25 protein-coding genes are annotated in these 22,623 nt (G+C 47.5%); 19 read left to right on the top strand and 6 right to left on the bottom strand.

Features of this window, described 5'->3' with window-relative positions:
• Positions 1–33 precede the first annotated feature (33 nt).
• Both yycI and MHI43_RS31875 read left to right on the top strand, forming a co-directional pair.
• Complete coding sequence (gene yycI, locus MHI43_RS31880) at positions 34–783, top strand: two-component system regulatory protein YycI (protein ID WP_036659559.1); 750 nt, start codon at positions 34–36, stop codon at positions 781–783.
• Between the two features lie 7 nt (positions 784–790).
• Positions 791–1,594, top strand: a complete 804-nt coding sequence (locus MHI43_RS31875; protein ID WP_009591509.1) for an MBL fold metallo-hydrolase — start codon at positions 791–793, stop codon at positions 1,592–1,594.
• Between the two features lie 145 nt (positions 1,595–1,739).
• Here the strand turns inward: MHI43_RS31875 and MHI43_RS31870 are convergent, their stop codons facing one another.
• On the bottom strand, positions 1,740–2,003 hold the full coding sequence (locus tag MHI43_RS31870) for an alpha/beta-type small acid-soluble spore protein (protein ID WP_200868595.1): 264 nt from the start codon (positions 2,001–2,003) through the stop codon (positions 1,740–1,742).
• A gap of 309 nt (positions 2,004–2,312) precedes the next feature.
• Between MHI43_RS31870 and MHI43_RS31865 the strand changes: the two genes are divergently transcribed.
• The 4 genes from MHI43_RS31865 (at position 2,313) to MHI43_RS31850 (ending at position 6,304) form a co-directional block, all read left to right on the top strand.
• Positions 2,313–2,600 (top strand): hypothetical protein, encoded by a 288-nt coding sequence (locus MHI43_RS31865; RefSeq protein WP_341283206.1) that lies wholly within the window; start codon positions 2,313–2,315, stop codon positions 2,598–2,600.
• A 524-nt stretch (positions 2,601–3,124) separates the two neighbouring features.
• A complete protein-coding gene (locus MHI43_RS31860) occupies positions 3,125–4,492 on the top strand; it encodes a trypsin-like peptidase domain-containing protein (protein ID WP_036659555.1) in 1,368 nt (455 codons plus the stop codon).
• 410 nt (positions 4,493–4,902) lie between these two features.
• Positions 4,903–5,070 (top strand): CxxH/CxxC protein, encoded by a 168-nt coding sequence (locus MHI43_RS31855; protein WP_007129186.1) that lies wholly within the window; start codon positions 4,903–4,905, stop codon positions 5,068–5,070.
• Positions 5,071–5,257: 187 nt separating this feature from the next.
• On the top strand, positions 5,258–6,304 hold the full coding sequence (locus MHI43_RS31850) for a GTPase (protein ID WP_036659551.1): 1,047 nt from the start codon (positions 5,258–5,260) through the stop codon (positions 6,302–6,304).
• Between the two features lie 93 nt (positions 6,305–6,397).
• Here the strand turns inward: MHI43_RS31850 and MHI43_RS31845 are convergent, their stop codons facing one another.
• The 3 genes from MHI43_RS31845 to MHI43_RS31835 all read right to left on the bottom strand — a co-directional run bounded on the left by MHI43_RS31845 (position 6,398) and on the right by MHI43_RS31835 (position 7,473).
• Positions 6,398–6,691, bottom strand: coding sequence for a hypothetical protein (locus MHI43_RS31845; RefSeq protein WP_015738093.1), 294 nt, complete (start codon positions 6,689–6,691; stop codon positions 6,398–6,400).
• A gap of 110 nt (positions 6,692–6,801) precedes the next feature.
• Positions 6,802–7,254, bottom strand: a complete 453-nt coding sequence (locus tag MHI43_RS31840) for a HEAT repeat domain-containing protein (RefSeq protein WP_235201600.1) — start codon at positions 7,252–7,254, stop codon at positions 6,802–6,804.
• Positions 7,255–7,299: 45 nt separating this feature from the next.
• Positions 7,300–7,473 (bottom strand): DUF3934 family protein, encoded by a 174-nt coding sequence (locus MHI43_RS31835; RefSeq protein ID WP_015738091.1) that lies wholly within the window; start codon positions 7,471–7,473, stop codon positions 7,300–7,302.
• A gap of 268 nt (positions 7,474–7,741) precedes the next feature.
• Here MHI43_RS31835 and MHI43_RS31830 point away from each other — a divergent pair, with 268 nt between their 5' ends.
• The 5 genes from MHI43_RS31830 (at position 7,742) to MHI43_RS31810 (ending at position 11,425) form a co-directional block, all read left to right on the top strand.
• Positions 7,742–8,320 carry a TetR/AcrR family transcriptional regulator gene (locus MHI43_RS31830; protein WP_036659549.1) on the top strand — a complete coding sequence of 193 codons (579 nt, stop codon included), beginning with the start codon at positions 7,742–7,744 and terminating at the stop codon, positions 8,318–8,320.
• Between the two features lie 76 nt (positions 8,321–8,396).
• The gene (locus MHI43_RS31825; RefSeq protein WP_235201599.1) at positions 8,397–9,521 is read left to right on the top strand and encodes a cytochrome P450; all 1,125 of its coding nucleotides are present in this window, start codon (positions 8,397–8,399) and stop codon (positions 9,519–9,521) included.
• 189 nt (positions 9,522–9,710) lie between these two features.
• Positions 9,711–10,190 (top strand): 23S rRNA (pseudouridine(1915)-N(3))-methyltransferase RlmH, encoded by a 480-nt coding sequence (gene rlmH / locus MHI43_RS31820; protein ID WP_036659547.1) that lies wholly within the window; start codon positions 9,711–9,713, stop codon positions 10,188–10,190.
• A 206-nt stretch (positions 10,191–10,396) separates the two neighbouring features.
• The gene (locus MHI43_RS31815; protein ID WP_341283205.1) at positions 10,397–10,747 is read left to right on the top strand and encodes a hypothetical protein; all 351 of its coding nucleotides are present in this window, start codon (positions 10,397–10,399) and stop codon (positions 10,745–10,747) included.
• Positions 10,748–11,020: 273 nt separating this feature from the next.
• Positions 11,021–11,425 carry a VOC family protein gene (locus MHI43_RS31810; protein WP_036659543.1) on the top strand — a complete coding sequence of 135 codons (405 nt, stop codon included), beginning with the start codon at positions 11,021–11,023 and terminating at the stop codon, positions 11,423–11,425.
• Positions 11,426–11,773: 348 nt separating this feature from the next.
• On the opposite strand, the gene MHI43_RS31805 is transcribed toward MHI43_RS31810, so the two are convergent.
• Positions 11,774–12,889: a PRK06851 family protein gene (locus tag MHI43_RS31805; RefSeq protein ID WP_235201609.1), complete on the bottom strand. Its 1,116-nt coding sequence runs from the start codon at positions 12,887–12,889 to the stop codon at positions 11,774–11,776.
• Between the two features lie 304 nt (positions 12,890–13,193).
• Here MHI43_RS31805 and pnuC point away from each other — a divergent pair, with 304 nt between their 5' ends.
• From pnuC to MHI43_RS31775, 6 genes are all read left to right on the top strand, one after another.
• Complete coding sequence (gene pnuC, locus MHI43_RS31800) at positions 13,194–13,871, top strand: nicotinamide riboside transporter PnuC (RefSeq protein ID WP_036659540.1); 678 nt, start codon at positions 13,194–13,196, stop codon at positions 13,869–13,871.
• Positions 13,868–14,902: an AAA family ATPase gene (locus MHI43_RS31795; RefSeq protein WP_036659538.1), complete on the top strand. Its 1,035-nt coding sequence runs from the start codon at positions 13,868–13,870 to the stop codon at positions 14,900–14,902. Before pnuC ends, MHI43_RS31795 begins: the two co-directional genes overlap by 4 nt.
• A gap of 48 nt (positions 14,903–14,950) precedes the next feature.
• Complete coding sequence (locus tag MHI43_RS31790; RefSeq protein WP_036659537.1) at positions 14,951–15,835, top strand: NUDIX domain-containing protein; 885 nt, start codon at positions 14,951–14,953, stop codon at positions 15,833–15,835.
• 3 nt (positions 15,836–15,838) lie between these two features.
• Positions 15,839–16,387: an NADAR family protein gene (locus tag MHI43_RS31785; protein WP_036659536.1), complete on the top strand. Its 549-nt coding sequence runs from the start codon at positions 15,839–15,841 to the stop codon at positions 16,385–16,387.
• Between the two features lie 74 nt (positions 16,388–16,461).
• Positions 16,462–16,869: a hypothetical protein gene (locus MHI43_RS31780; protein ID WP_036659535.1), complete on the top strand. Its 408-nt coding sequence runs from the start codon at positions 16,462–16,464 to the stop codon at positions 16,867–16,869.
• Between the two features lie 804 nt (positions 16,870–17,673).
• Positions 17,674–18,291, top strand: a complete 618-nt coding sequence (locus MHI43_RS31775; protein WP_036659534.1) for a hypothetical protein — start codon at positions 17,674–17,676, stop codon at positions 18,289–18,291.
• A 538-nt stretch (positions 18,292–18,829) separates the two neighbouring features.
• Here MHI43_RS31775 and MHI43_RS31770 read toward each other — a convergent pair.
• The gene (locus MHI43_RS31770) at positions 18,830–20,014 is read right to left on the bottom strand and encodes an ROK family transcriptional regulator (RefSeq protein WP_235201598.1); all 1,185 of its coding nucleotides are present in this window, start codon (positions 20,012–20,014) and stop codon (positions 18,830–18,832) included.
• Positions 20,015–20,336: 322 nt separating this feature from the next.
• On the opposite strand from MHI43_RS31770, the gene MHI43_RS31765 reads away from it, so the two are divergent.
• The gene (locus MHI43_RS31765) at positions 20,337–20,921 is read left to right on the top strand and encodes a YdcF family protein (RefSeq protein ID WP_036659531.1); all 585 of its coding nucleotides are present in this window, start codon (positions 20,337–20,339) and stop codon (positions 20,919–20,921) included.
• A 195-nt stretch (positions 20,922–21,116) separates the two neighbouring features.
• The gene (locus MHI43_RS31760) at positions 21,117–22,592 is read left to right on the top strand and encodes an extracellular solute-binding protein (protein ID WP_015738073.1); all 1,476 of its coding nucleotides are present in this window, start codon (positions 21,117–21,119) and stop codon (positions 22,590–22,592) included.
• Positions 22,593–22,623: the final 31 nt, after the last annotated feature.

Raw genomic sequence — 22,623 nt, 5'->3', positions numbered from 1 at the left:
ACGGGGTACATTGAATCACAAGGAGGGATATTCATGGATTGGGGCCGTGCCAAAAATGTTCTGATTTACGCGTTTTTGCTGCTGAATCTGGTGCTGGGCTATCAGCTCTGGATGGACTACCGCGAGCAGGTCGGCTCCAATCTGGATTTCACCTCGCTTTCCGAGAGCACCCAGCAGGTGATGGAGGAGAATGGGATTCAATTGCTGAGTCCGATCCCGACGGAAACGCCGCAGCTGCCCAAAATTAATTATATCTACAGCGCGGAAGCTCAGGGAGAGCAGGTAGGGCTGGAGCAGCCGGTGGACACGAAGCTGATTTATGCCGATGAGAAGGAATTGCGGAATGCGCTGGAAGGCAAGATTGCGGATCTCGGGAACTATCGCCATGACGAGCCGTCAGACAAGGAGAATGTCTTCATATTCCGGCCGTTGGTGCAGAAGGAATGGCCGCTGTTTAACGTGGAGTTGGAGTTTATCCATGAAGCCCAGAAGATCCATGCGTTTCGCGAACCCGTATTTGAGATTTTGCCAAGCAGCGATATGGAGGAACAGAAGGTTCTGCCTGCGTCGAAGGCCTTGGAAACTCTTATCGAACGTAATTTCATCCCGCCTGATTCGGCGGTACGCGATATTCAGCTTGGTTATTATGGGCAGTTGTTTAATACAGAGGATCAGTTGGCAGCACCGACCTGGCGGTTTACGCTGGATCATGGCGAAATGATCTATGTACAAGGCATCAGCGGGGACGTGCTGACGCCAAAAAGCGATACGACAAAGGAGTAACAAGACTATGGGGATTTCATTTTCCGTGCTGTCGAGCGGCTCGACGGGCAATGCGACCATTGTCCGCAATGAGGATACGACACTGCTAATTGATGCGGGCCTAAGTGCAAGACGCATCGATGAGCTGTTGAAGGAACGCGAAATGATGGGAGAAGAAATCGACGGAATCTTGGTCACGCATGAGCATTCGGATCATATCCGGGGGCTTGGCGCGGTGGCGCGCAAATACAATCTGCCGATCTATGCGAATGAGAAGACGTGGGAAGCGATGAGCAAGTCGCTGGGCAAGATTGCGGAAGAGAACCGGATTGTGCTGGAGAGTCATGAGGTCAAGGATTTTGGCACGCTGCGGGTGGAGCCGTTTGAAATATCCCATGACGCTGCGGCACCGGTCGGTTACTGCTTCTATGACGGCGACGAGAAGCTCGGCGTTGCTACGGACCTCGGTTATGTCAGCGACAAGGTGAAGAAAGCGCTGGACGGTTCGGATGTGCTGGTGCTGGAAGCCAATCACGATATCGAGATGCTCCGGATGGGACGGTACCCGTGGAATACCAAGCGCCGGATACTTGGGGACATGGGACACTTGTCGAATAATTCGGCCGGCGATGCATTAAGCGAATTGCTGACAGGCGATACCAAACGGACGTATCTGGCCCATCTCAGCCTGGATCATAACATGATGGACCTGGCAAGAATGACCGTACGCGATACGATGGAAGACCGCGGCTGCTTCTTCAAGGACAGCGAGTTTAAATTATGCGATACGTATTATGACCGTCCGACCCCTTGGGATAAAGTCGGGGAATAGTTTAGTGAGACAGCTTGCCTTGGACGAATTCAGCATTCATAACATGGATATCTTAAAATAGGCATGAGCAAAACAGCCCCATGATGACGTGGGGCTGTTTTGCTGTTGCGGACGGACGCATCACATGCTGAGAAACGGCTCGTCTCTAACGCTTGCTGAGGCTTTCTTGCGCCATACGAACCATTTCCCGAACCATGGAACCGCCGATGGCACCGCCGACTTTACCCGCCTGTTCGGTGGTCAGGTCTCTGTTGTCGCCGGGTTTCAGCGGTACGCCGAGTGATTTGGCCACCTCGTATTTGAGGTCCTGCTGCCGCTGCGGGTCGACTTGATAGCCTTCGTTTCGCATCACGTTTGTCGTGAACTGCTGCATTTCGGGACTCCGGTGCCGCCGTGATCTTCTTGCCATCCTTAACCCTCCTTACATATGGTTTCCCCTTCATAACATTCCCTGCAGGCAACCTGCAGATGAATGGATAACCTAACCAGTGCCAGAAAGCGGAGAAGCAGGTCGAAATCCTATGGCTTGCGCAGACAATGTGCTTTTTTGATAGGCTAAACAGGGTATATGAGCCTTGTCTGCAGGCATACTGCAGAGGGGACGGGGAAGTATTTTTGCAGCGGAGAGCTTAGGAAAGAATAAGTGACGGTGAATCCAAATAGGAATGATGTGTGGGTCGCCGGAGAGCTGTGGCCCGGCATTCCGAAATGAATATATTTGGCCTGGAAGACCAACCCTATTGCCATTTTCTTAACACATTTGTTCGGTATAGTCTTTAAAGGGGGAATGCACGAATCAAGGGCTGCCGCTGCCAGGAGTGCGGGTATGCCGGAAGAAAGGGTCATGGAATATCCTCGAAAAATGGAACCTTTTGGCTGTCTGGCTCGTATACAAGGGTATTGTGTTCACCCGGACAATCGCTATGGATCGAATGTAAAATCTCTCTTTACACAGACTCTTAAAATTGCCATCAATTTAGCATTTGTTTTTACCAAAGAAAGCTGACGTGAACCTGTGTTCGTGTGGTACAATAGGAGCATCGGAAGGTCCGAGGGCTGTGGTTAAGCACCAGCAACGAACTAGAGCACGGGGTGCTTATATACGCCAAATGCAGCCGACCCAGGTATTCCCATCTTTTTTAGAAAAAAACGGATGTTTCGCGCTTAAAACGCCCTGTTTGTGGTAATAGAAGGATACAGGGTCTTTTTTGAACGATCGGGTGTCAATACATACCTTTTCTGGAACTAGATTGCTGGCTGTGGGTTCAAATATTGGATAAGGAGCGATATTTCACTAAAAGTTCAAAGACCGTGCTCAAAAATGCAACTTTTTGAGCCGCAGAAGAGTCATACATTAGAGAGATATTTAACAGGTGGCACGCTGCCGATTCATAGAAAGATAGATACATGCGGTGCAAGGCGGTTGTTATGACGACAAGATGATTTTAGTAGGTCAGTCGGTAATGGCGGTAGGTCTGAAGCTGGTAAAGTATCTTGACGCGTAGCAACCAAGGGGAGAGAGGGATCGCAATGGGATTGTTTGACGATGATTTCTATTCAACTAAAATTTCCAGACGGAGCAAAAATACCAGCGAGGACCGATCTGAGCGAACGAAGTGGCGGTCCACCCGCCGCAGGAAGGGTTTATCCACATTCCAGATTTCCGCGATCAGTTCCGTGTGCAGCGCCTTGATTGCGGTGATGCTGTTCAGCTTCATTACAGGTCATCCTGCGACGTCGTCACCGATTACCATGATCAATGGCAGTCATCAGCTGTCCACGTCGGATGGGGATCCTTATGAACGGATTATTAGCGCTGCCCAGAAGGTGCGTCCTGCGGTTGTCAGCGTGTTGACGCATAAAGAGACTCCGCTGCCTGAAGAGGAAGGGATCGAGGGTGAAGGGCTGGAAGAGGAATCCGGCACGCCGCCTGAGGATGAGGGCGACTTCGAGCTTCCGGAAGGGTTCGACTTCGGCGATGATTTTGATTTCGGCGAAGATTTCGGCGGCTCGCAAGAGGATGCCCTTGGATCCGGCGTCATCTTCAAAAAACTTGAGGGCAAAGCCTTCGTGATTACGAATAACCATGTGGTGGAAGGCGCCGATTCCCTGGAGGTTGTGCTGGTAGGCGGCGAGAAGAAAAAAGCAACCTTGGTCGGCACGGACAACGTCAGCGATATTGCTGTTCTGTCGATTGACAGCAAAGGCATCGGCGAGGTTGCCGAGTTTGGGGACTCCTCCAAGCTTCGTCTCGGCGAAACGGTCATCGCCATCGGCAACCCGCTGGGTTTGGGCGATACGCTGACCTCCGGGATTGTCAGCTATACCAACCGCATCATTCCGGTATCCCTGAACCAGGACGGCATTTACGACTGGGAGCAGGAGGTCATCCAGACCGACGCAGCCATTAACGAGGGCAACAGCGGAGGCGCTTTGGTAGACCTGAACGGTAAAGTCATCGGCATCAACACGATGAAGATTGCCGACACCGGCGTCGAAGGACTCGGGTTCGCGATTCCGGTCAACGAAATTACGGAGGTCGTGACCGAGCTGATGCTGAAGGGGCATATTGCCCGCCCTTATCTCGGCGTATACACCGTCGACTTGAGCAATCCGTATGCTCCGCTGAGCAAGAAGGAGAAGGAGGATCTCAAGCTGCCGAAGACGGTAACCGAAGGCGTGGTCGTGCTGGATGCGCTTGGACCTGCGCTGGATGCCGGTCTGCAGCTAAACGACGTGATCGTGAAGCTGGATGGCAAACCGATTACAACGACGCTCGAGCTCCGCAAGCACCTGTACTACAACACGAAGGTGGGCGGAGACCTGAACGTGACCTTCTATCGTGACGGCAAGCTGCAGTCGCTAAAGGTCAAGCTGGAAGAGAAGCCTGGAGAATAACGCAGGCTACCCTTGGCGGACAATCCGCGAGTGTACCATTTTTCAACAAAGATGTGCTTGTTCGTTGTTTATAGAAACAAATAGCGGGTATATATTATCGTTAGCATGGAATAGTATCCATATATAGAGAGATTGAAAAAGGTTAGATACGAGCCGTTGAAACGGCCGCGAAAGAAGAGCGTGAAACACGCTCTTTTTTTGCTGCTCACCTGTAATTAAGTTGGGCGGAAGGCCTTGGGATGTGAAATCCATGGATGGGTCGGAAGCTTTTGTGGGTTGAAATACAGCGGGGATGGGCAAATGGGTTAAAAACATTTCTTTTTCTCGTAGAGTGTGGTAGAACAGAAGAGTGGCTATACAGGTTTGAAGGTAAACACAACATGAGGCGAAAGATAGAAAGGATGCATAGAATGTACGTCGTATGCAAGGAACATGTGGAACTAGCGATCGAAAATTTCGTGGATGAATATGAGGATGCCCCGGATATTGTTGATCTGAAGGAGACCGAGTTTTCGGACTGGGACCCACCGGTGAAGTGCGCGGAGTGCGAGAAGCATGCTGAATTTTTAATTGTGTAATGTGAATTTTTTAATTCAATAAATAATGCGAATGGGAAAGCGTGATGAATTCACGCTTTTTTTGTTTAAGAGAATCATGAAGGGAATCGAAGAAACGCAGCTTCGGTGGACAGTCCTGCGTAGTGTATGATGAATGTATAGATTGCACGGAGGCGCGAAAACCTATCGTGAATGGAGACGATCAGACATGGATGACTACGGAAAAGCTTGGGAAGAAGAGATCAAGCGGGCAGCCGATGAGGCCTACGAGAAGGAAATGGATGAAATCAACCGCCAGCTGAAGCAGGAAATCCTCATTGCGCTGATTGGCGACGTGAATACGGGCAAGTCCTCCACCATGAACCGGATCGTGGGCGAAGAGGTGGCCGGCGTCGGGGCCGAGCCCGGGGAAACGACGGTGATTCATCCACACAAGTACAAGGACAACATATCCTTCATTGATACACCCGGGTTGAATGATGTGAACACCGCCAATTCGGAGGTGACCTTGAATTACTATAAACAGGCGGATATCGTGCTGTTCTTTCTGAACGCTGCAGGCACCGTCTTCTCGGAGGCGGAGAAGAAGTCGTATGAGAAAATTCAAGGCGTTAACTCGAACATCCTGATCGTGCTGAACAAAATCGACGCCGCGGATGAAATCGATCGCCTGGTGGCGCGTATCCGGAAGGAGACCGGAGGGCGCTATGAGGTTGTGCCGGTGTCCTCACGGACGGGCCAGAACATCGATCGGCTGCGGAGCAGCATTCTGGAGATACTTAAAAAAAAGTCTAAAGACATCCTCTTTGCCAAAAGCATCAAGGAAAAGTCGGCGACCGCCAACGGGTGGATCATCGGTGCCTCGATCTCGGCAGGAGCGGTAGGCGCATCCCCCATCCCGGGGTCGGATATCATTCCGATTACCGGCATTCAAGTGAGTCTGCTTACCCGGCTTGCGGTGCTGTACAATAAGCCGATCAGCAAGGAGACGGCCAAGGAGCTTGTCATTGCCACGATATTCGGGAATATCGGGAAGAGCATTTTCCGGCAGATCGTGAAGGTGTTCCCTGGCGCTGGATCTGTCGCCGGAGCGACGGTAGCGGGTGCTACGACCCTGGCGCTGGGATATGCAGTGAAATACGCTTACGAGCACAACATCGAGATCAATACGGCGAATATTACAAAGCTCTATAAGAAATTCAGGGAGAAGGCCGAGACGGAATCGGATTCGGAATCCAAGTCCGAGTCGAAGTAAGCAAGTCGATGTCGAAATGCATACCACGTTAAAAGGATGGAATAGAAAAAGGGGCCTTCGGCCCCTGATCATAGCTGCGTCATAGCAGCGATATTACTTCATGGCAGCCGCATGATCGGCTTTGGCCTGCTCCAGCATCGATTTCCAATCCGGGAAATCGGTTTCTCTGGAAACATGACGGTCAAACAGTTCGTCCGGAATGTTATCGATATCTTCGTGCGTTTCCACTTGGAAGTTACCTTTTACGACAAAATCCCCAAAGCTGGTATGGGAAGAATGCTTACGCATAAACGATTCATTGAACAGCTTTTCCAGAGAAATGTTATCCGGATCCTCCTGTACCGATTTTTGGCCTTGCAATTCCTTCAGCAGATCATCAAACGACATGGGCTTTTGCTTTCTCAGAGTACCACTCCTATAAATTAATATTTGTGTTCAGTATAACATAACCGGAATTCTCATATACATGGTGAGCATCCGGAAGGCTGGGCGCACCGTTATCTTCTTAACAAGGAAGACCAGGTTTGCTCCAGCCAGCTGTCGAAGTCGGCGCCTTTGTCACCCTCGTACGTATCGTAGATGTCGATTCTCATTTTCTTCAGCTTCTCTTTGAAGTCTTCATACGTGTGGTCACGGGGAAGGCTCTTTTTGATGCGCAGGAGCACCTTCGAAACGTCTTTCATCAGCTCGCCTTTGCGTCTTTCGGGCATCTGCACGTCCTCGCCAAAGGCCAGGAGTTTATGATAGGCAGCCTCCCGTACTTGGTGAACCGCATCCGTATTCAGTCTATGCAGCAAAATATCGATGGATTTTTGATTTTTCCATTTTCCCAGCTCTTCAACGGCGTTTAAGCGTTCTCTCCAATTGGCGTTTCGGTTGGCGGAGCTTTTCAATTCCTCATAATTCGACGGCATGTCCGTCAAAACTTCTTGATTGTCCAATCCGTTCATCTCCTTCATTAGGTTGTATCAGGGGTTCTTAAAACCATATGTTCATTATGGGGTACCTTTATGATTATCGGCGTCCGCTGTATTGTCCGCCTGCTTGGTCCCTTTACTGGTATAAGGTTTGGGTTTACTCTTGGCTCTTCTTGCGCTTGCATCCCATCGGCTCCAGCCTTTCTTGCCCGTGCCTCTGCCTGTTCCGCCCTTGCCCTTGGATTTACTCAACCCATCACTCCGTTACGGTATATTCTTGTTCCTATATGCTGATTCTTTACCAGCCCTGTTGAAATATACACCGTATTTGTCCATATGTATAGGATACCACGGAAATAAACCTAAGAATCGAAATAGATCGAGATGGAATCCAACATTTCATATGGAGGGAAGGCGTATCCGTTGACTAATTTTTGCCAGCATGGTATCTTATTTTTGAACTGACCAGTCAGAATAAGAACGGTGAACTAAATTTAGCCGTGAAAGGGCCGACCCTATTGTGAGCAAAGAAAAAATTATCCAAGCAGCCATTGAAGTATTCTCCGAGAACGGATACCACCGCGCAAGCATGGACGAGATTGCCGCCCGCGCCCAGGTTGCCAAGGGGACACTGTACTACAACTTCCCGGGCAAATCCCAGCTCTTCAAGACGGTGGTGAAGCAGGGCTTTGAGGATATCATGCAGCGGACGGAAGCCGATCTGAATTCCTCGCTGCCGATGAAGGAGAAGATTGAGCGGACGATTCGCCATCATCTGGATTTGTTTCTTGAATCCCGACATTTCTCGCATATCGTATTCAATGAGATTTCGAACGGCATCGAGCAGGATGTCCTGGATGAGTTAAAGGAGCTTAAGCGGAATTATTTAAGCTTTCTGGCAAGCATGATTAAGGAAGGACAGTGTGAGGAGAACCTGTGCCGTGCCGTGGATCCCAACCTGGCCGCTGCCAGCATCGTCGGTACGCTGGAGAGCACTTGCAATTATTATTTGAATCATCAAGATCGGTATTCGCGTGAGGATCTGGAGCAGTTTGCATTCACGATGATTACCCAAGGCCTGTTTATATCGCTAGAATAAGCAAGGCCTTCTTTTTTTACATGTGTATAACTGACCAGTCAGTTCAAATTTGATGAGGAAAGCGAAGGTGTTAAGCATGGAATGGAATAAGAACGGTTTACTCCCGCTGGAATGGTTCCGCCAGATGCGGACGGAATCTCCGGTGGCGGCCATTGATGGTGGCGGAGCCTGGAACGTATTTAAATACGAGGATGTCAAAGCGGTCTTCACGAATTACGAAGTGTTCTCTTCCCAGGGCTCCTCATCCTCCGATGACCCTATTGAATCCAGTGTACTGCGGCAGGATCCGCCGAAGCACCGCCAGCTGCGCAAGCTGGTATCCCATGCTTTTACGCCTCGCATGATCGAATCGCTTGCCCCCAAGATCCAGGAGATCACGACCTCCCTGTTGGACGAAGCTGAGAAGAAGGGGAAGATGGATATCGTGGCCGATCTCGCAAGTCCGTTACCGATCACGGTGATCGCAGAAATGCTCGGCGTATCGATGGATTATCGGGAACGGTTCAAGGCCTGGTCGGATGCTCTGGTTGGCGACAATCCCGATGCCTATTACCAATGCCAGCGCGAGATGAGCGAATACTTCTCCGAGATCGCAGAGGACCGTCGCCAGCATCCGCAGGACGATCTGATCACGAAGCTGGTCGAGGCCCGCATCGACAATGAACACCTGACCGAACTGGAGATTATCGGGTTCTGCATTCTCCTTCTCGTAGCCGGCAACGAAACGACGACCAACCTGATCTCTTCGGCCGTGCTCGCCTTCGACAGTCTGCCTGAGGTCCGTGCAGAGGTGCTTGGAGATTCAGCGCTGCTTCCTGGGGCCATCGAGGAAGTCTTCCGCTATTTCTCGCCCGTTCAGCTGATGTTCCGCAGCGTGAAGCAGGACACGGTGCTGCGGGGGCAGGAGCTGAAGCAGGGACAGTTCGTTTATATCTGGATGGCCTCGGCCAATCATGACGAGGATGTATTTGATCAGCCGGACGTATTCAACATCCACCGGAATCCGAACCCTCACTTGGGCCTGGGCAGCGGCATTCACTACTGCATGGGCTCTCAGTTAGCCCGCATGGAGTCCCGAATCGCCCTCCAGACCTTGCTGGACCGTTACCCCGAATACCGTCGGGACCGCTCCGTAGAGCTGGCACGGATGGACAGCACGATGATGTTTGCGCTGAAAGAGCTGCCGGTCATCTTAAAATAGATAGGCAGTGAAGAAGAGTGCTCTCAATGGAGAGGGCTCTTTTTTAATATGCGGCTTGAGTTTAGTGGAATCGAATGAGGGTGAGAGTTCTCTTAGGAGGTGGGATGCGTATGGTATGTCCTTTAATTGGCAGCGGTACCATGTTAGAATGAACGTCATAAAGTCGAGTTTAAGGAGCGAAACAGCGCCATGAATATACAGATTGTATGCGTAGGCAAGTTGAAGGAGAAGTACCTGGTGCAGGGCATTGCGGAGTACAGCAAGCGTCTTGCGCCTTATGTGCGCCTGTCCGTGCACGAGGTTCCGGATGAGAAGGCGCCCGAGAACATGAGCGAAGCCGAGATGCGCCAAGTGCAGGAGAAGGAGGGCGCCGGCATTCTCGGCCACATCAAGCCGGACACCCATGTCATTGCCTTGGCGATCGGCGGCCAGCTGTGGTCCAGCGAGGACCTGGCGGCCCATATGGACAAGCTGGGCACGTACGGGACCAGCAACGTGGCTTTTGTCATCGGCGGCTCTAACGGCCTCTCCGAGGACGTCCTGAAGCGCGCCCAGACGAAGCTCAGCTTCGGTCGGATGACCCTGCCGCACCAGCTGATGCGTCTGGTGCTGGTGGAGCAGATTTACCGGGCGGTGAAGATTAACCGGGGGGAACCGTATCATAAGTAAGGCGAAAAGAAAATCTCGCTAATTGAAGCTTGACGCACGGGTGCAGAATTGCCCGATGAGTTTAATTTCTTTTATCAAAAAAGCAATGGAGAAATTGAAAACGACTGTTAGTTCTCTCCAATAAATATGGATTACCGATAGAGAAACATATATATTTATGCTGAACTCATGTTGAAAGGAGAATGGGGATGACCGTAAAGTTTATCTTGAATTATACGGATGGAGATTTTATCGAAAACATAGAAGTTCCAATTTATAAAGCGTATCGCAAGGGTACTTCTTTTCAACTTTACCATTTAAATCGCAACCCTGCTCTTATTGAACACAAAGAATTGTTGGTTATCGATGAAGCGGGGATTGCACCAGAGTGTATGTTTAAAAGCGTTACAGAATTTTGTGAAACAATTATCCCCTATTTATTGAATAGGAAAAGTGAGTCACTATTTTTATTTGGGGAGTACTATGATGCAGAGAAAGATAAGATGATTGACATTGATGATATTGAGATTTCCTGTTTAATAGGTGGGGCTGCCACCTTACAAGAAGAAAAAAAGTAGTCTAGGACCTGCAGAGGTAGTCCCAGCGGAATCAGCTGGATGAATTGCTGCAATGGGTGCTTGGCTGGGAGCGGGCGTAACAGTATTGGAACCCGAAGCATTCCGAAATCATATTCGTGAGGATGCCCAAAGAATTCTAAAACGCTACTGACATAACGTTGTCAGTAGCGTTTTTTTATATTGGACATGTAAATGTAAAGGAGATAGTAAAGAGTATGTTTTACAACGGCTGTGGGACACAGCCAAACCTATGATTAGGAAGGATGATAGCTTGTGAATTTCGCTTCTGTACGCATCATTACGGACGACGTGGATCGTCTTGTTGAGTTCTATGAGAAAGTCGTGGGGGTTTCGGCGGAGCGACCCGCGCCCGTATTTGCCGAACTCGCCTTGCCATCATACACCCTTGCAATCGGCCACTCCCAGACGACGCAGCTATTCGGCACCGATTCCGTAGTGGGCGCCAATAATCGCACGGTCATTATCGAGTTCCGGGTCGACGATGTCGAAGCCGAATATGTGCGCTTGAAGCCATTTGTCGAACATTGGGTAAAGGAACCGACCATGATGCCGTGGGGGAACCGTTCTATGCTGTTCCGCGATCCCGATGGCAACCTTCTTAACCTCTTCGAGCCGGTGACCGAGGATGCGATTAAACGGTTTAGAGGTAGACATTGACGGGCAGTAAAGGATGGCCTTCAAACTTGCCGTTACAGACAACGCGTTGAGCCGTAAGTATAAGTAACGGCGAAAATTAGATGCAAATTGGTAACCGAATTAAAAATATCCCTGTGTACGACACACGTTATAGTGTGTCTCGCATAACGGGAAAACGGCGATTGTACATGCAGATCATAGAGATGTATTCATGACAAAAGGGAGAGCGCTCCGTTGCAGTCCCATACGCACAGTCGTTTTGGAGAAGGCCATAGGAGAAGCGGAAGCAGATTCAATCTCAAACGGGGCTCAGCTTGTTTTAGCCTGCTGAGCCCCGTCTGAAATCGAATGCTTTTGGGTGGTATCTTATTATGAAGGCTGAATGGAGCCGATCAGTTCATTCAATTCGGACTGTAATTGCAAATGGAGTTTCTCTACGATCGAAAAATCGGTGGCCGCAACATAGTAGGCCTTAATTTGAGAATCGATGGCTTCGGCTTCGGCCAGATGGGAGGTGGCCTCTTTCATTTTTGCCGAATAGCGTGCTTTGATACCGGCTATTTCGGTAGCGTGGGCTTCATCTGTTCCAGGAGCTATAGTCCGTATATACATATCAAGGATCTCATCCCCGTCCCGATCTGGAAAGTATTCATGCGGAGCGGTACTGTCGAAGATGGCTGTTTGAAGCTTCGGGAATATCAACATATCCAAACTATTCGGATCAAAGCCGCAATGAAACACTTGCACATCGATTCCTTTCTGTTCTGCAGCGGAGGCAAGCTTTTTCAGCAGCGTCGATTTGCCGGATCCCGCCCTTCCTTTGATGAAAATCCGTCTTTCCAGCTGAGCGGTCAAGCTTTGAATAAAATCGAACGCCCCCCTCGGAGTCGCAGCTCCGAAGAATAAGTGACGCGAAGCGGTTGGCGTATCGCTTTCATGCCCGTCGTATAATTCTTGAATCAATTCCAGTGCGATCTGGTCGGCCTTCGAGAAGTCCATGTTATCGATATAAAATTTTTCCCACTCGTCATGAATCCGCAATGCAGCTGCGAACGTTTCATACACATTTGAGTAGGCACTCTCAAGCTTGACTCCAAGATCTTCTATCGTGATGAAGTCTCCCGGTAAAATAAGGCTGTTATCGAACGCTTCCTCGAAGTGGATAAAGACGATTTCACCGGCTCTGCTATCCGAAATCCCATTACAGACTCGCCCGTCGACAATACCAACCTTCAATTCCGTAAAAATAATGCCATCCAGTTCGTCGGGACGAAGAGGGGAGTGGAAGCATTGCACATGCAAGCCTTGATCCAGCAGGCTATCCGCCAAGCTTTGCATGACCGTCGATTTCCCCGTGCCTTGGGGCCCCGTAAGAACAAATACCTTGTTCAACCCATCAAATGCGGATGTATACAAGAAATGAGCCCCGCGCGCAGTGTTGCCGTGGGCAAAATAGTGAGATGATTTTAGTACCAACCTACACACTCCTTTGTGCCTATTCCGATTTGCCAAGTTTACAGAATAAGCATGATTGGGATAAGTGCCTATATATTTGTATATTCCGTGTTGTAACAAGTGGTGTTCGTCCTCTCCCATGTTTTTCGTTATCTGTTGACCGGGCTACAGAAGGTAAAAATCAAGCCTGCGATAAATGGGGAGATTTCACTTGCCCTACGATGGATTTTCTGTTATTTTTGATAGTAACAAATTGTTATTAACAAAATGATACTAAGTTTGATTGGGCGTTTTCGCTCTGTAAACTCAGTGGAGAAGACGGAGGGGATGCAATGTGAAGAAGGTTGCGAGTGGCTGGAGCCTGTTCGAAATAGCGTGGTTGGCGCTGTTTACCTCGATCGCTGTCGGGTTTACGGTGATTTCAAAGGACTCTTTATTCGGATTTACCGTTTTTATTACCGGGGTGTTATGCGTGGTACTTGCGGCGAAGGGCAGCCTGATGAGCTATGTTTTCGGCATGTACAACACCATCGGTTACGCTTATCTGGCCTATATTAACGGGTTGTTTGGAGAGGTTATGCTGAATCTGCTGTTCTTCGTTCCGATGAACGTCATTGGCTTCTACATGTGGAAAAATCACCGCCAAGACGGCAAGCTGATCATGCGCCAAATGGAGCTTAGAGGTCTGCTTCTCGTTGGGGCAGTCTGTGTATTAGGCTGTTTGCTGCTGGGATATGGGCTATCGTTCATCCCGGGACAGAACTCGCCTTACATCGATGCGACTACGACGGTGCTGTCCGTTGTGGCCACCTTTTTAATGGTCCGCAGATTCAAGGAACAATGGCTGGTCTATATTGTGTTGAATTTGTTTACGGTGCTGCTGTGGGCAATTCGATTGCTGGAGGGCAGCAGCGAAGGCATGCTGATGATCGTCATGTGGAGCGCGTATTTGGTCAATGCGGTATACGGGTATTACAATTGGAACAAAGGGGCCAAGGAGGTGGCGGCATGAAAACGCTCGGATTAACGCTGGGGAAGTTTGCCCCGCTGCATAAAGGCCATCAGTTCATGATCGAAACGGCGCTGCAAGAGGTCGATGAATTAATCGTGGTCATTTACGAGACGCCGGTCACTCCGATCCCGCTTCATATCCGGGCGAATTGGATACGGCGACTATACCCGGCAGTCCGGGTTATCGAAGCTTGGGACGGACCGGACGGGTATTCGGATGACCGAGAGCATGAGGTTCGGGAAGAACAGTATATACTCGGTTTATTGAACGGCGAGCAAGTCACGCATTTTTACTCGAGCGAGTTTTACGGCAGGCATATGAGTCTCGCTTTGGGCTCGGTCGACCGGCGGGTCGATGAAGCCCGCGAGCGGGTTCCGATCTCTGCAACCATGATCCGTTCCGACCCATATAAGTACAGGGAGTTCATAAGTGATATTGTGTACCGGGACTTAATCACGAAGGTGGTATTTGTTGGGGCGATGTCGACGGGGAAGTCGACGATCACCGAAGCGCTGGCAAGACGGTATAACACGACCTACGCGAGCGAATACGGACGCGATTACTGGACCGAGCATCAGGTGGACCGCAGAATCGGCCTAGAGGCGTTCGATGAAATCGCAGTGGGTCATATCGAGCGTGAAGAGCAGGCTTTGCTTGCGGCGAATCGATTCCTGTTCGTTGATACCAATGCGATTACGACATATATGTTCGCCTTGGATTACCACGGCCGGGCCCCGGAGCTATTGACCCGAATTGCTCTGGAGAACGCGCAGCGCTACGATCTGTTCTTCTTGTGCGACGATGATATTCCTTACGACGATACGTGGGATCGAAGCGGGGATCAGAAGCGGCATGTTTTTCATAAACAGATCATCGCGGATTTGAAGGAGCGGCGCATCCCCTACATTACGCTGCGGGGGAGCCTGGAAGAGCGCATGCGCAAGGTAGACGAGGTGCTGGCAAAGTTCGAGCCCTATCGAGACTATTTCGGGGAGCTAAAACGTTTAGAATTAGATGCATGCAGGGAGTAAAATGAACCCATAACCTCATTAGAATCAAAAAACAAGGAGGCGCACCCATTGGATTTGTTGGATCGGAACGGACTTACGGAACGCGAATTTTTGGAGCAGTACCGGGCAGGAGATTACGAGCGGCCTTCGGTGGCAGCCGATATGGTGATCTTCACGGTTACGGATGAGGAAGCTGACAGCTATCGGAAATTACCGGAAAAGGAGCTCCGCATCCTGCTCATCCGCCGGGGAGGTCACCCCTTCCTGGGGAAATGGGCGCTGCCTGGCGGCTTTGTCCAGCCGAGCGAGACGACTGAGCAGGCCGCTGCAAGGGAATTGCGTGAGGAAACCGGCGTGGACGACGTTTATTTGGAGCAGTTGTATACGTTCAGCGATATCGGGCGAGATCCCCGAACCTGGGTGATGAGCTGCAGCTACATGGCTCTGATCAACAGCGACAAGTTGGAGCTTAGAGCGGGAGACGATGCGGCCGACGCCTCTTGGTTCAAGGTCTCCTATCGGCTGCTGCGGGAGCAGAAAGAGTTGATGGAGGACGGATACGTCAAGACGCTGGAGTATGAACTCAAGCTAAGCGGTGAAGAGGAGCTTTCGGCGGTCGTGGCCAGAACGTTGACAGTGAAGACGACATCGACTAGCACGGAGTATAAGATCGTATCGAATGACGGATTGGCCTTCGACCATGCGAAGATTATAGCGTGCGCGATCGAGCGGCTGCGGGGAAAAGTGAATTATACCGATATTGCGCTGCACTTAATGCCAAAGCTTTTTACCTTGACGGAACTGCAGCAGGTTTATGAGGTTATTATGGATAAAGAGCTATTGAAGGCGGCCTTCCGGCGCAAGGTGGCCGATCTCGTGGCGGAGACCGATCATTACACCGAAAATGCGGGACATCGGCCATCCCGGTTGTATCGGAGAAAACTGGAGGATTAAAGGATGATTTACAATCTCGATGACCTAAGAAAAGCTTATAACGAAGGAAAAACGTTCAAATATGTATTCTTTTGGGGCCATACGCCGCCTAAGGACGGGAGCGTCGACAAAAGCTGCTTCAGCCAGTGGTGGATGTGCCCGTTCACGGTAGAGGGGACGGAGTATTCCTGTGCCGAGCAGTTTATGATGGCCGAGAAGGCAAGGCTGTTCGGCGACAACGAAATGCTGGAGTCGATCCTTACGGCTAAGCATCCCAAGGAGATGAAGGCTTATGGGCGCGCGGTCCGAAACTTTGACAAGGATACTTGGGACAAGGAATGCTACGGCATCGTCAAAAGAGCCAGCTTGGCCAAGTTTTCGCAGAATCCGGAGCTAGGCGATTATCTCAAGACGACGAAGAACCGCATCCTCGTCGAAGCCAGCCCGCGGGACCGTATATGGGGGATCGGCATGTCCAATCCGGATGCGGAGAATCCCGTGAAATGGCGGGGCCGAAACCTGCTGGGGTTCGCGCTGACCGAAGCGCGGGACGAGTTGCTGCAGAGTGAGTAAGACATCGTGATGGAGTAGTGAAAGGGCGCTCTCCGTAAGATACATATTATTCTGGAGATAAAGGAGCACGTGGTATGATTAAACGGGTGTTAGGCAAAGAGGAAGATATGATTCGGGCGTTCGCAAAAGAGATTGTTGACTCCATCGCAGATGGACGATATGAGGAAATTGCCCGAAATGTTGATGATATGCAGAATTGGGACGTTAAGCTATTAAAAGAGGTCATCGAGAATTTTAAGGAAGATAATGAGTTGAAACAGATCGATAGGTTTGATGTAGAATGCACCTTTAGGCCTGTTTATAAAGATGGCAGTGTTTATCAACAAGAATCTTTCTATCACTTTAACGATGGAAGCGGAATTGCTTACGAATATGCATTGACGACCGATGGCGAACCCAATGATTTGACTTTGAGCGTTGAGTTTCACGTTGAAGGTGACTATTTGAAAGTCATTTTTGAGAGTGGAATTACCGTACTTTAATGACATCGTATAAGAACAACAAGTTATTAAGTACAGCTACAAAAATGCACAGCTATCTGTTGGCTGGACGCATCTTGCTGTTTGCAGAATTGGCTCCTGATCCGAAGAAAAAAGGCATAAGGATATAGGTTATTAAAGCAGGCCCTCTGTAAGTTTACAGAGGGCCTGCTTTTTACTTATAGTCCAGAAATCAAGGATACGAGGGTAGGTCAAGGCCTTACCGGCGAGAATGCCAAAATAACTTGAATGATTGATAAGTAGAAGCCTTTTTAACACTCATTTGTCAGAAAAAGACTCTTTCTATTTTGGAGGGTGGCATTTTTCGCCGATAGACCCGTTAAGCTGAACCGTATCATAAAAGACGGCGAAAATTGGAATAGGAACGTCTATTTGTGGAGATTTGACTTCAACTAAAAAATGGTATAAACTCAATTTGGTCAAAGATGGTCAAAGTAAAAAGTTGTAAAATTCCATAAAAATTAAGGGAACAAAGTGGGAGTAACATAGAATCTAACGTATGAGTATTTATTCGAGATGCATTTGGTTTGGGGACAGGTAAATATGTCGATCGTTGGGGAGATCCAACGCAGCTCGCCAACACAGATTTATTTTATTCTGAACCGCTCTACCAGGTAAAAGCTGCAGTATCGTATAGTATGTGTATTCTTAGATCATATATTATTAACGAAGATCACGAACATTTGGCACCTCAAGACGAGCAGACTTACGGCAGGTTAGACTCGATCGTAGAGGATGTTCTGAATGCTTATGTCGTGGTAACTCTATTTAAAAATGAGGTGTTTTATGAATAATCACAATGTAGTAGAAAATGAAACCAAAGAAGATGAAGTTAATGCACTTGAAACGATGGCAGCACCAGATATTGCTTCTCGAGAAGATATGGAGATGGAATCAACTATCAAAGATAATAATAAAAAGGGAAGTAGACGTAAGTCTATAGAAAAAATCAATATTTTAGCAACATTGGTATTTTCATTAATGTTGGTTCTCGTGGGTATTGCACAATATTTTACATACAACAAGCAAGCTGATATAGCATCAAATGCAAATAAATTATCCCAATATCAATATAGATTTGAATTTTATCAAAAATTGGAAAACATACAAAAAACCACTGCTATAATAAAGAAAGAACCACAATTAGGTATAGAAGAATTTTCTGAGTTGAATTTTAAAATATTATCTCTACTTAGAGAGTCAGAACTACTGTTTGACAAAGATATATCTCAGAATATAAATAAAATTTTAACGGAACATATGAACTTTTTAGTAAAGCTAAGCAATGAAGGAATGTATTATGATAACTATAAAAAGGAAATGATTAAATTTAATACGGACTATGGGAATTTTTTGAATAGCGATAGTTTTAAAGAGTATTTAGATATCAATAGAATAGAATGATACGACCATAAGCTAAAACATAAAAGTTGTAAAAATTACTATTGTAAAAATATCATACAACCTTCGGGTCAAGTGGGTCTGTCAAGATCTTTGTGTAAACTCTCAATCTCTTCCTAGCTGAGATTCCTCGGAGAAAACTCTACCCAAATTGCAATAAAAACAAAATACTTGAACATGAGTAAATTTTTAATGAAATTGCTAGTGAAAGTAAGTAGTAACTTCTTAAAGGGAAGATTTCCGAATAAAAGGTTGCTTCTATAAAGAAGCCGCTCCAATGTGAGGAGGGGCTTTTGTCATTTATAAAATGATGTATATTTTGTAGCCAAACTGAACTTTGTATTTGGATACGTTAAGCGAACCTTACCATACCGTGCAAAAATATAACCGGAGAACTCCATCCATGTGGGAGAGAATTCATGAAGGGGCGCAAAAAAAGATATTACAGCGTATATAGATTTGAATAGCGGAAGGTAAAAAGTAAAAACGGCTCATTCTAAGTCAGAGATGAACCGTTCTAGTATGGTTTAATCAGTCGCAATTAAAGAGATAAAGTATCCAGCGGTATTTCAAATGCACGTTTAATAACTAACCCGGCAGCAAGCTTGGTTTCATCCGGTTTGTCATGAAGGTGGATCAATTGTACGTTATTAACTGTCACAGGCAACTGGTGCATCACTCTAGCTTTAATCTCGTTGAACATTTCGGGACTGATGGTAGGAATGACTCGGCCAGTCATAAGCAGACTGTCTGGATTGATAAATGTAATAATATTAGTAACGGCGATCGCGATGCCATCGACAATTTTTTCGTATAAACCAAGGAACTTAGGATCTCCTGTTCTTATGCCTTCTGCGAACTCCTCTAGTGTGCATTTGATGGAAACACTAAGTCCGCTGCTGGAAGCCAGCGTCGTTAAGCATCCGGATCTGCCGCAATGGCATGGATAGGCATCTTCTCCATAGAAGCCTTTATAATGCCCGAATTCACCTGCAACAAAGCTTGATCCTGCAATAATTTGTTTATCATGGACGATCGCGCCGCCTGTACCATAATCAAACTTGATGGTGATATTGTTATTGGAATCCTTCAAGCAGCCGTTCATATTCTCGTTGACAGAGAGAAGATTGACATCGTTCTCGATATACACGGGTATGTCATATTTGTCTTCAAGCAGCTGCTTGAGCGGCAGGCGATGAACGCCTATGCCAGGTGTGCGCAGAACGATGCCATGCTGAGAATCGACCAGGCCCTGCATACTGATTCCGATCCCTTTTACTTTGGAGGTGTTGGGCACCTGGGTGAGCAGCTCATCGATAACTTCATGCAACAGCTGCATCAGCACATCTATAGAACCATATTTGTTGCTCGTGCGTTCTGCGGATGCGACAGCTTCTTGACGCAGGTTGAACACTTTTCCGCGAATGTATTTGCCGGCGAGCTCAAGCCCGATGGCATAAAAATGGCCGCTGTTGATATGAAGGCCGACTCTTTTCCTTCCGCTGCCTGCCTCCAAGTCGATAAGCTCCCCTGTCACGATTATTTTTTCCTTCAACAGGCGATTCACGATATTGGTTACCGTTTGTCTGCTTAGTCCAGTCTTTTCCGCAAGCTCTACGCGAGAGATCGGCCCCTCTGAATAAATGAGAAAAAGAACCTTCTGCTGATTTATTGATTTTAATAACATATGGCTGGTTTGTTTAACCGAATCACTCACAATATGCATCCTCTTTCCAATAACGTTTTATATAATATAGATTCAAAACATTTGACAAATTAGGAACATACTTTGCTTCAAGTGTAGCATTAATACGAGGCGAATAAAAGTTGCAAGTTCGTTTAATTCAACTAACGTACATTTTTAAATTTCTTAAAAACGATGATAAATGGCGGCTTTATGCAGCATGATACAATCAGTACGAAAGCTTTCAATCCAAAAACACTGAAAAAAACGCAGCGAATTGTATTGACATTGTAATAAAAAAGGATATTATATTTGTAAACTGATTTGATTAAATACAACAATTTGACGCCTAGAGGAGTAAGTGATGGTATGGATTGGATGGATCATTGCAATAGCAGCGATGACGGTGCTGACTTACATATGCTGGCTGCATGCAGTTATGTTACAACCTGGTAAAGCAGATGCACTTATTGTACTTGGCTATGTATCTAAAGACGGCCGAATACACCCGTTGCTTAAAGAAAGACTGGATGAAGCTTACAAACAATTTCGGCAATATGGGCACGAATATATTATTGTATCGGGGGGAGCGGTTGGTTCACGTCGCTCGGAAGCGGAGCTGATGAAGAAGTACCTGGTTGAGAAGGGCATCCCAGCAAAAAGAGTATTAAAAGAAGACAAGTCAAACAACACCGTTCAAAATTTAATCTTTAGCAAGCAATTGATGGAGCAGTACCAGCTAAAATCTTTTGTTATCATAACCAATTTATTTCATGTCCGCCGCACGAAGTATATTATGCATCGTCTTGGCATAAAAGGCGGATTCTACGCTAATCGAAGCCTTAGAAGCATTGTGGAATTCCAGCTTAAATTAACCTTTTTGGAGATTCGGGCATTTCGATTAACTCTCCCCATTATTAAGAGGGTCATTAATGATCAAAACAATTGACAAAAAGGTTGACAAATGACCAATTCGTAATTAAAATGAAAGCGTTTACAGCATATTATGGAGGTGAGGCTTAGCAGTTTAAAGCCAGTACTTATTTACAAATTATTTACCCTGACTTGATTGCTGATTAACAAAACATAGTTATGCTTAAATAGTTAATCCAATTTATTTATTAATTAACGGGGGAGTGAAATAATGTTGAATGGAAAAATGAAACGATTCATGAGCACGGGTGTGGCAGCGGTATTATCTTTAACCATGCTGGCTGGTTGCGGTGGAAACAGCGGAAAGAACGGGGCTAGTCCAAGTACAACTCCTGCTGGTTCGGATAAGCCGGGTGTATCTGCAGAAGTAGAAGTTTATGAGAATGGATTGCCGAAGAATGAGGAAGTAACGCTAAAGGTAGGCTTTTTTGTAGGAGGATATGGCCGGGAGTGGTTCGATTATGCAGTTGAATCGTTCACAGCCAAGTATCCAAATGTCAAAATAGACATCACGGCTTCAGCTGATATGAAGACGATTCTTTCTACAAAAATCTCTGCGGGCAATGATAATGACATGTTTGATCTATTTAATACAGATCCAGCGGGAGGTATTGTGGGGCTCGCTGAAGCCGGCAAGCTTGAACCAATGGATGACATTTGGGAATACCCTCTTCCAGATGTGCCGGACAAAAAGGTCAAAGATCTTATGATGCCGGGCATGTACGAGTCAACGCAACTGATCAATGGGAAAAGGTATGAATTTACGACGGCGAGCAGCTTTGGCGGGTTGTTTTTTAACAAAAAGCTATTCGAAGAGCATGGCTGGAACCAAAACCCGAACACATGGGATGAATTTAAAGCACTTCTCGCAGACATTAAAGCGGACGGCATTGCTCCCATAACGTTCCCGGGTATTCATCCAAGCTACCATAACTGGGCTTTCGGAACAGCTAAAAATTTTGAGCTGGCTGATATCAATGGCCATGTCGATGAATTTATCGAAAATTATAGAACCTATGCTCTGCCGCAATACACAAATCCGGAGACAGTTGAAACCTGGACGCGCATCTATGAGCTTGGCCAACAAGGATATTTTGCAGAAGGACTTCCGGCATTGAACCATACGCAATCGCAAATGCAGGTTATTCAGGGGCAAGCGGCGATGGTATCGACAGGGACTCATGTCGAGAATGAGATGAAGGAAGCAACACCCGAGGATTTCGATTGGGGCTTCATGGCTGTTCCTTTCAGAGATAACACAAATCAAACGCTTTGGATTCGAAGCGGAACTTCAAACTTCAACTATATCTGGGCAGCTAAGCCGGAGCTTAACAAAAAGTGGGCCAAAGAATTGATCACGTGGATGGTTACGCTTGAAAATCAACAATTTGCTGCTGAAAAAGCAGGCGCTTTGCCAATGCGCAAGGATTTGACGGAAGACCCTGCCAGAACGGCTAACCTTTCCAGTTCCGCCCAATCTGTTCTGAAGTACATTGCGGATAATAATGCTCAAACTTATAAAGCAAGCCGGTCTATCAGTATTTCGGATCCGAATCTTGCTCAAGCGGAAAAATTATTGAATGAGAATATTGTTAAATTTGCTATGGGTATGCAGGATCCGAAACCGATTCTGGAGCAAGCCGAAGAGCTGCTGAAGAAAGCTGTAGAGGCTGAAAAGAAAAAATAAGACGTGATGGAGCGGGGAGGATTCATCTCCG

Origin of the sequence: Paenibacillus sp. FSL H8-0457, assembly GCF_038051935.1 — a bacterium.
Lineage (GTDB): Bacteria > Bacillota > Bacilli > Paenibacillales > Paenibacillaceae > Paenibacillus_AQ > Paenibacillus_AQ lautus_A.
Note: the sequence above shows the minus strand (reverse complement) of the source record. Positions and strands in the feature narration are given on the sequence as shown.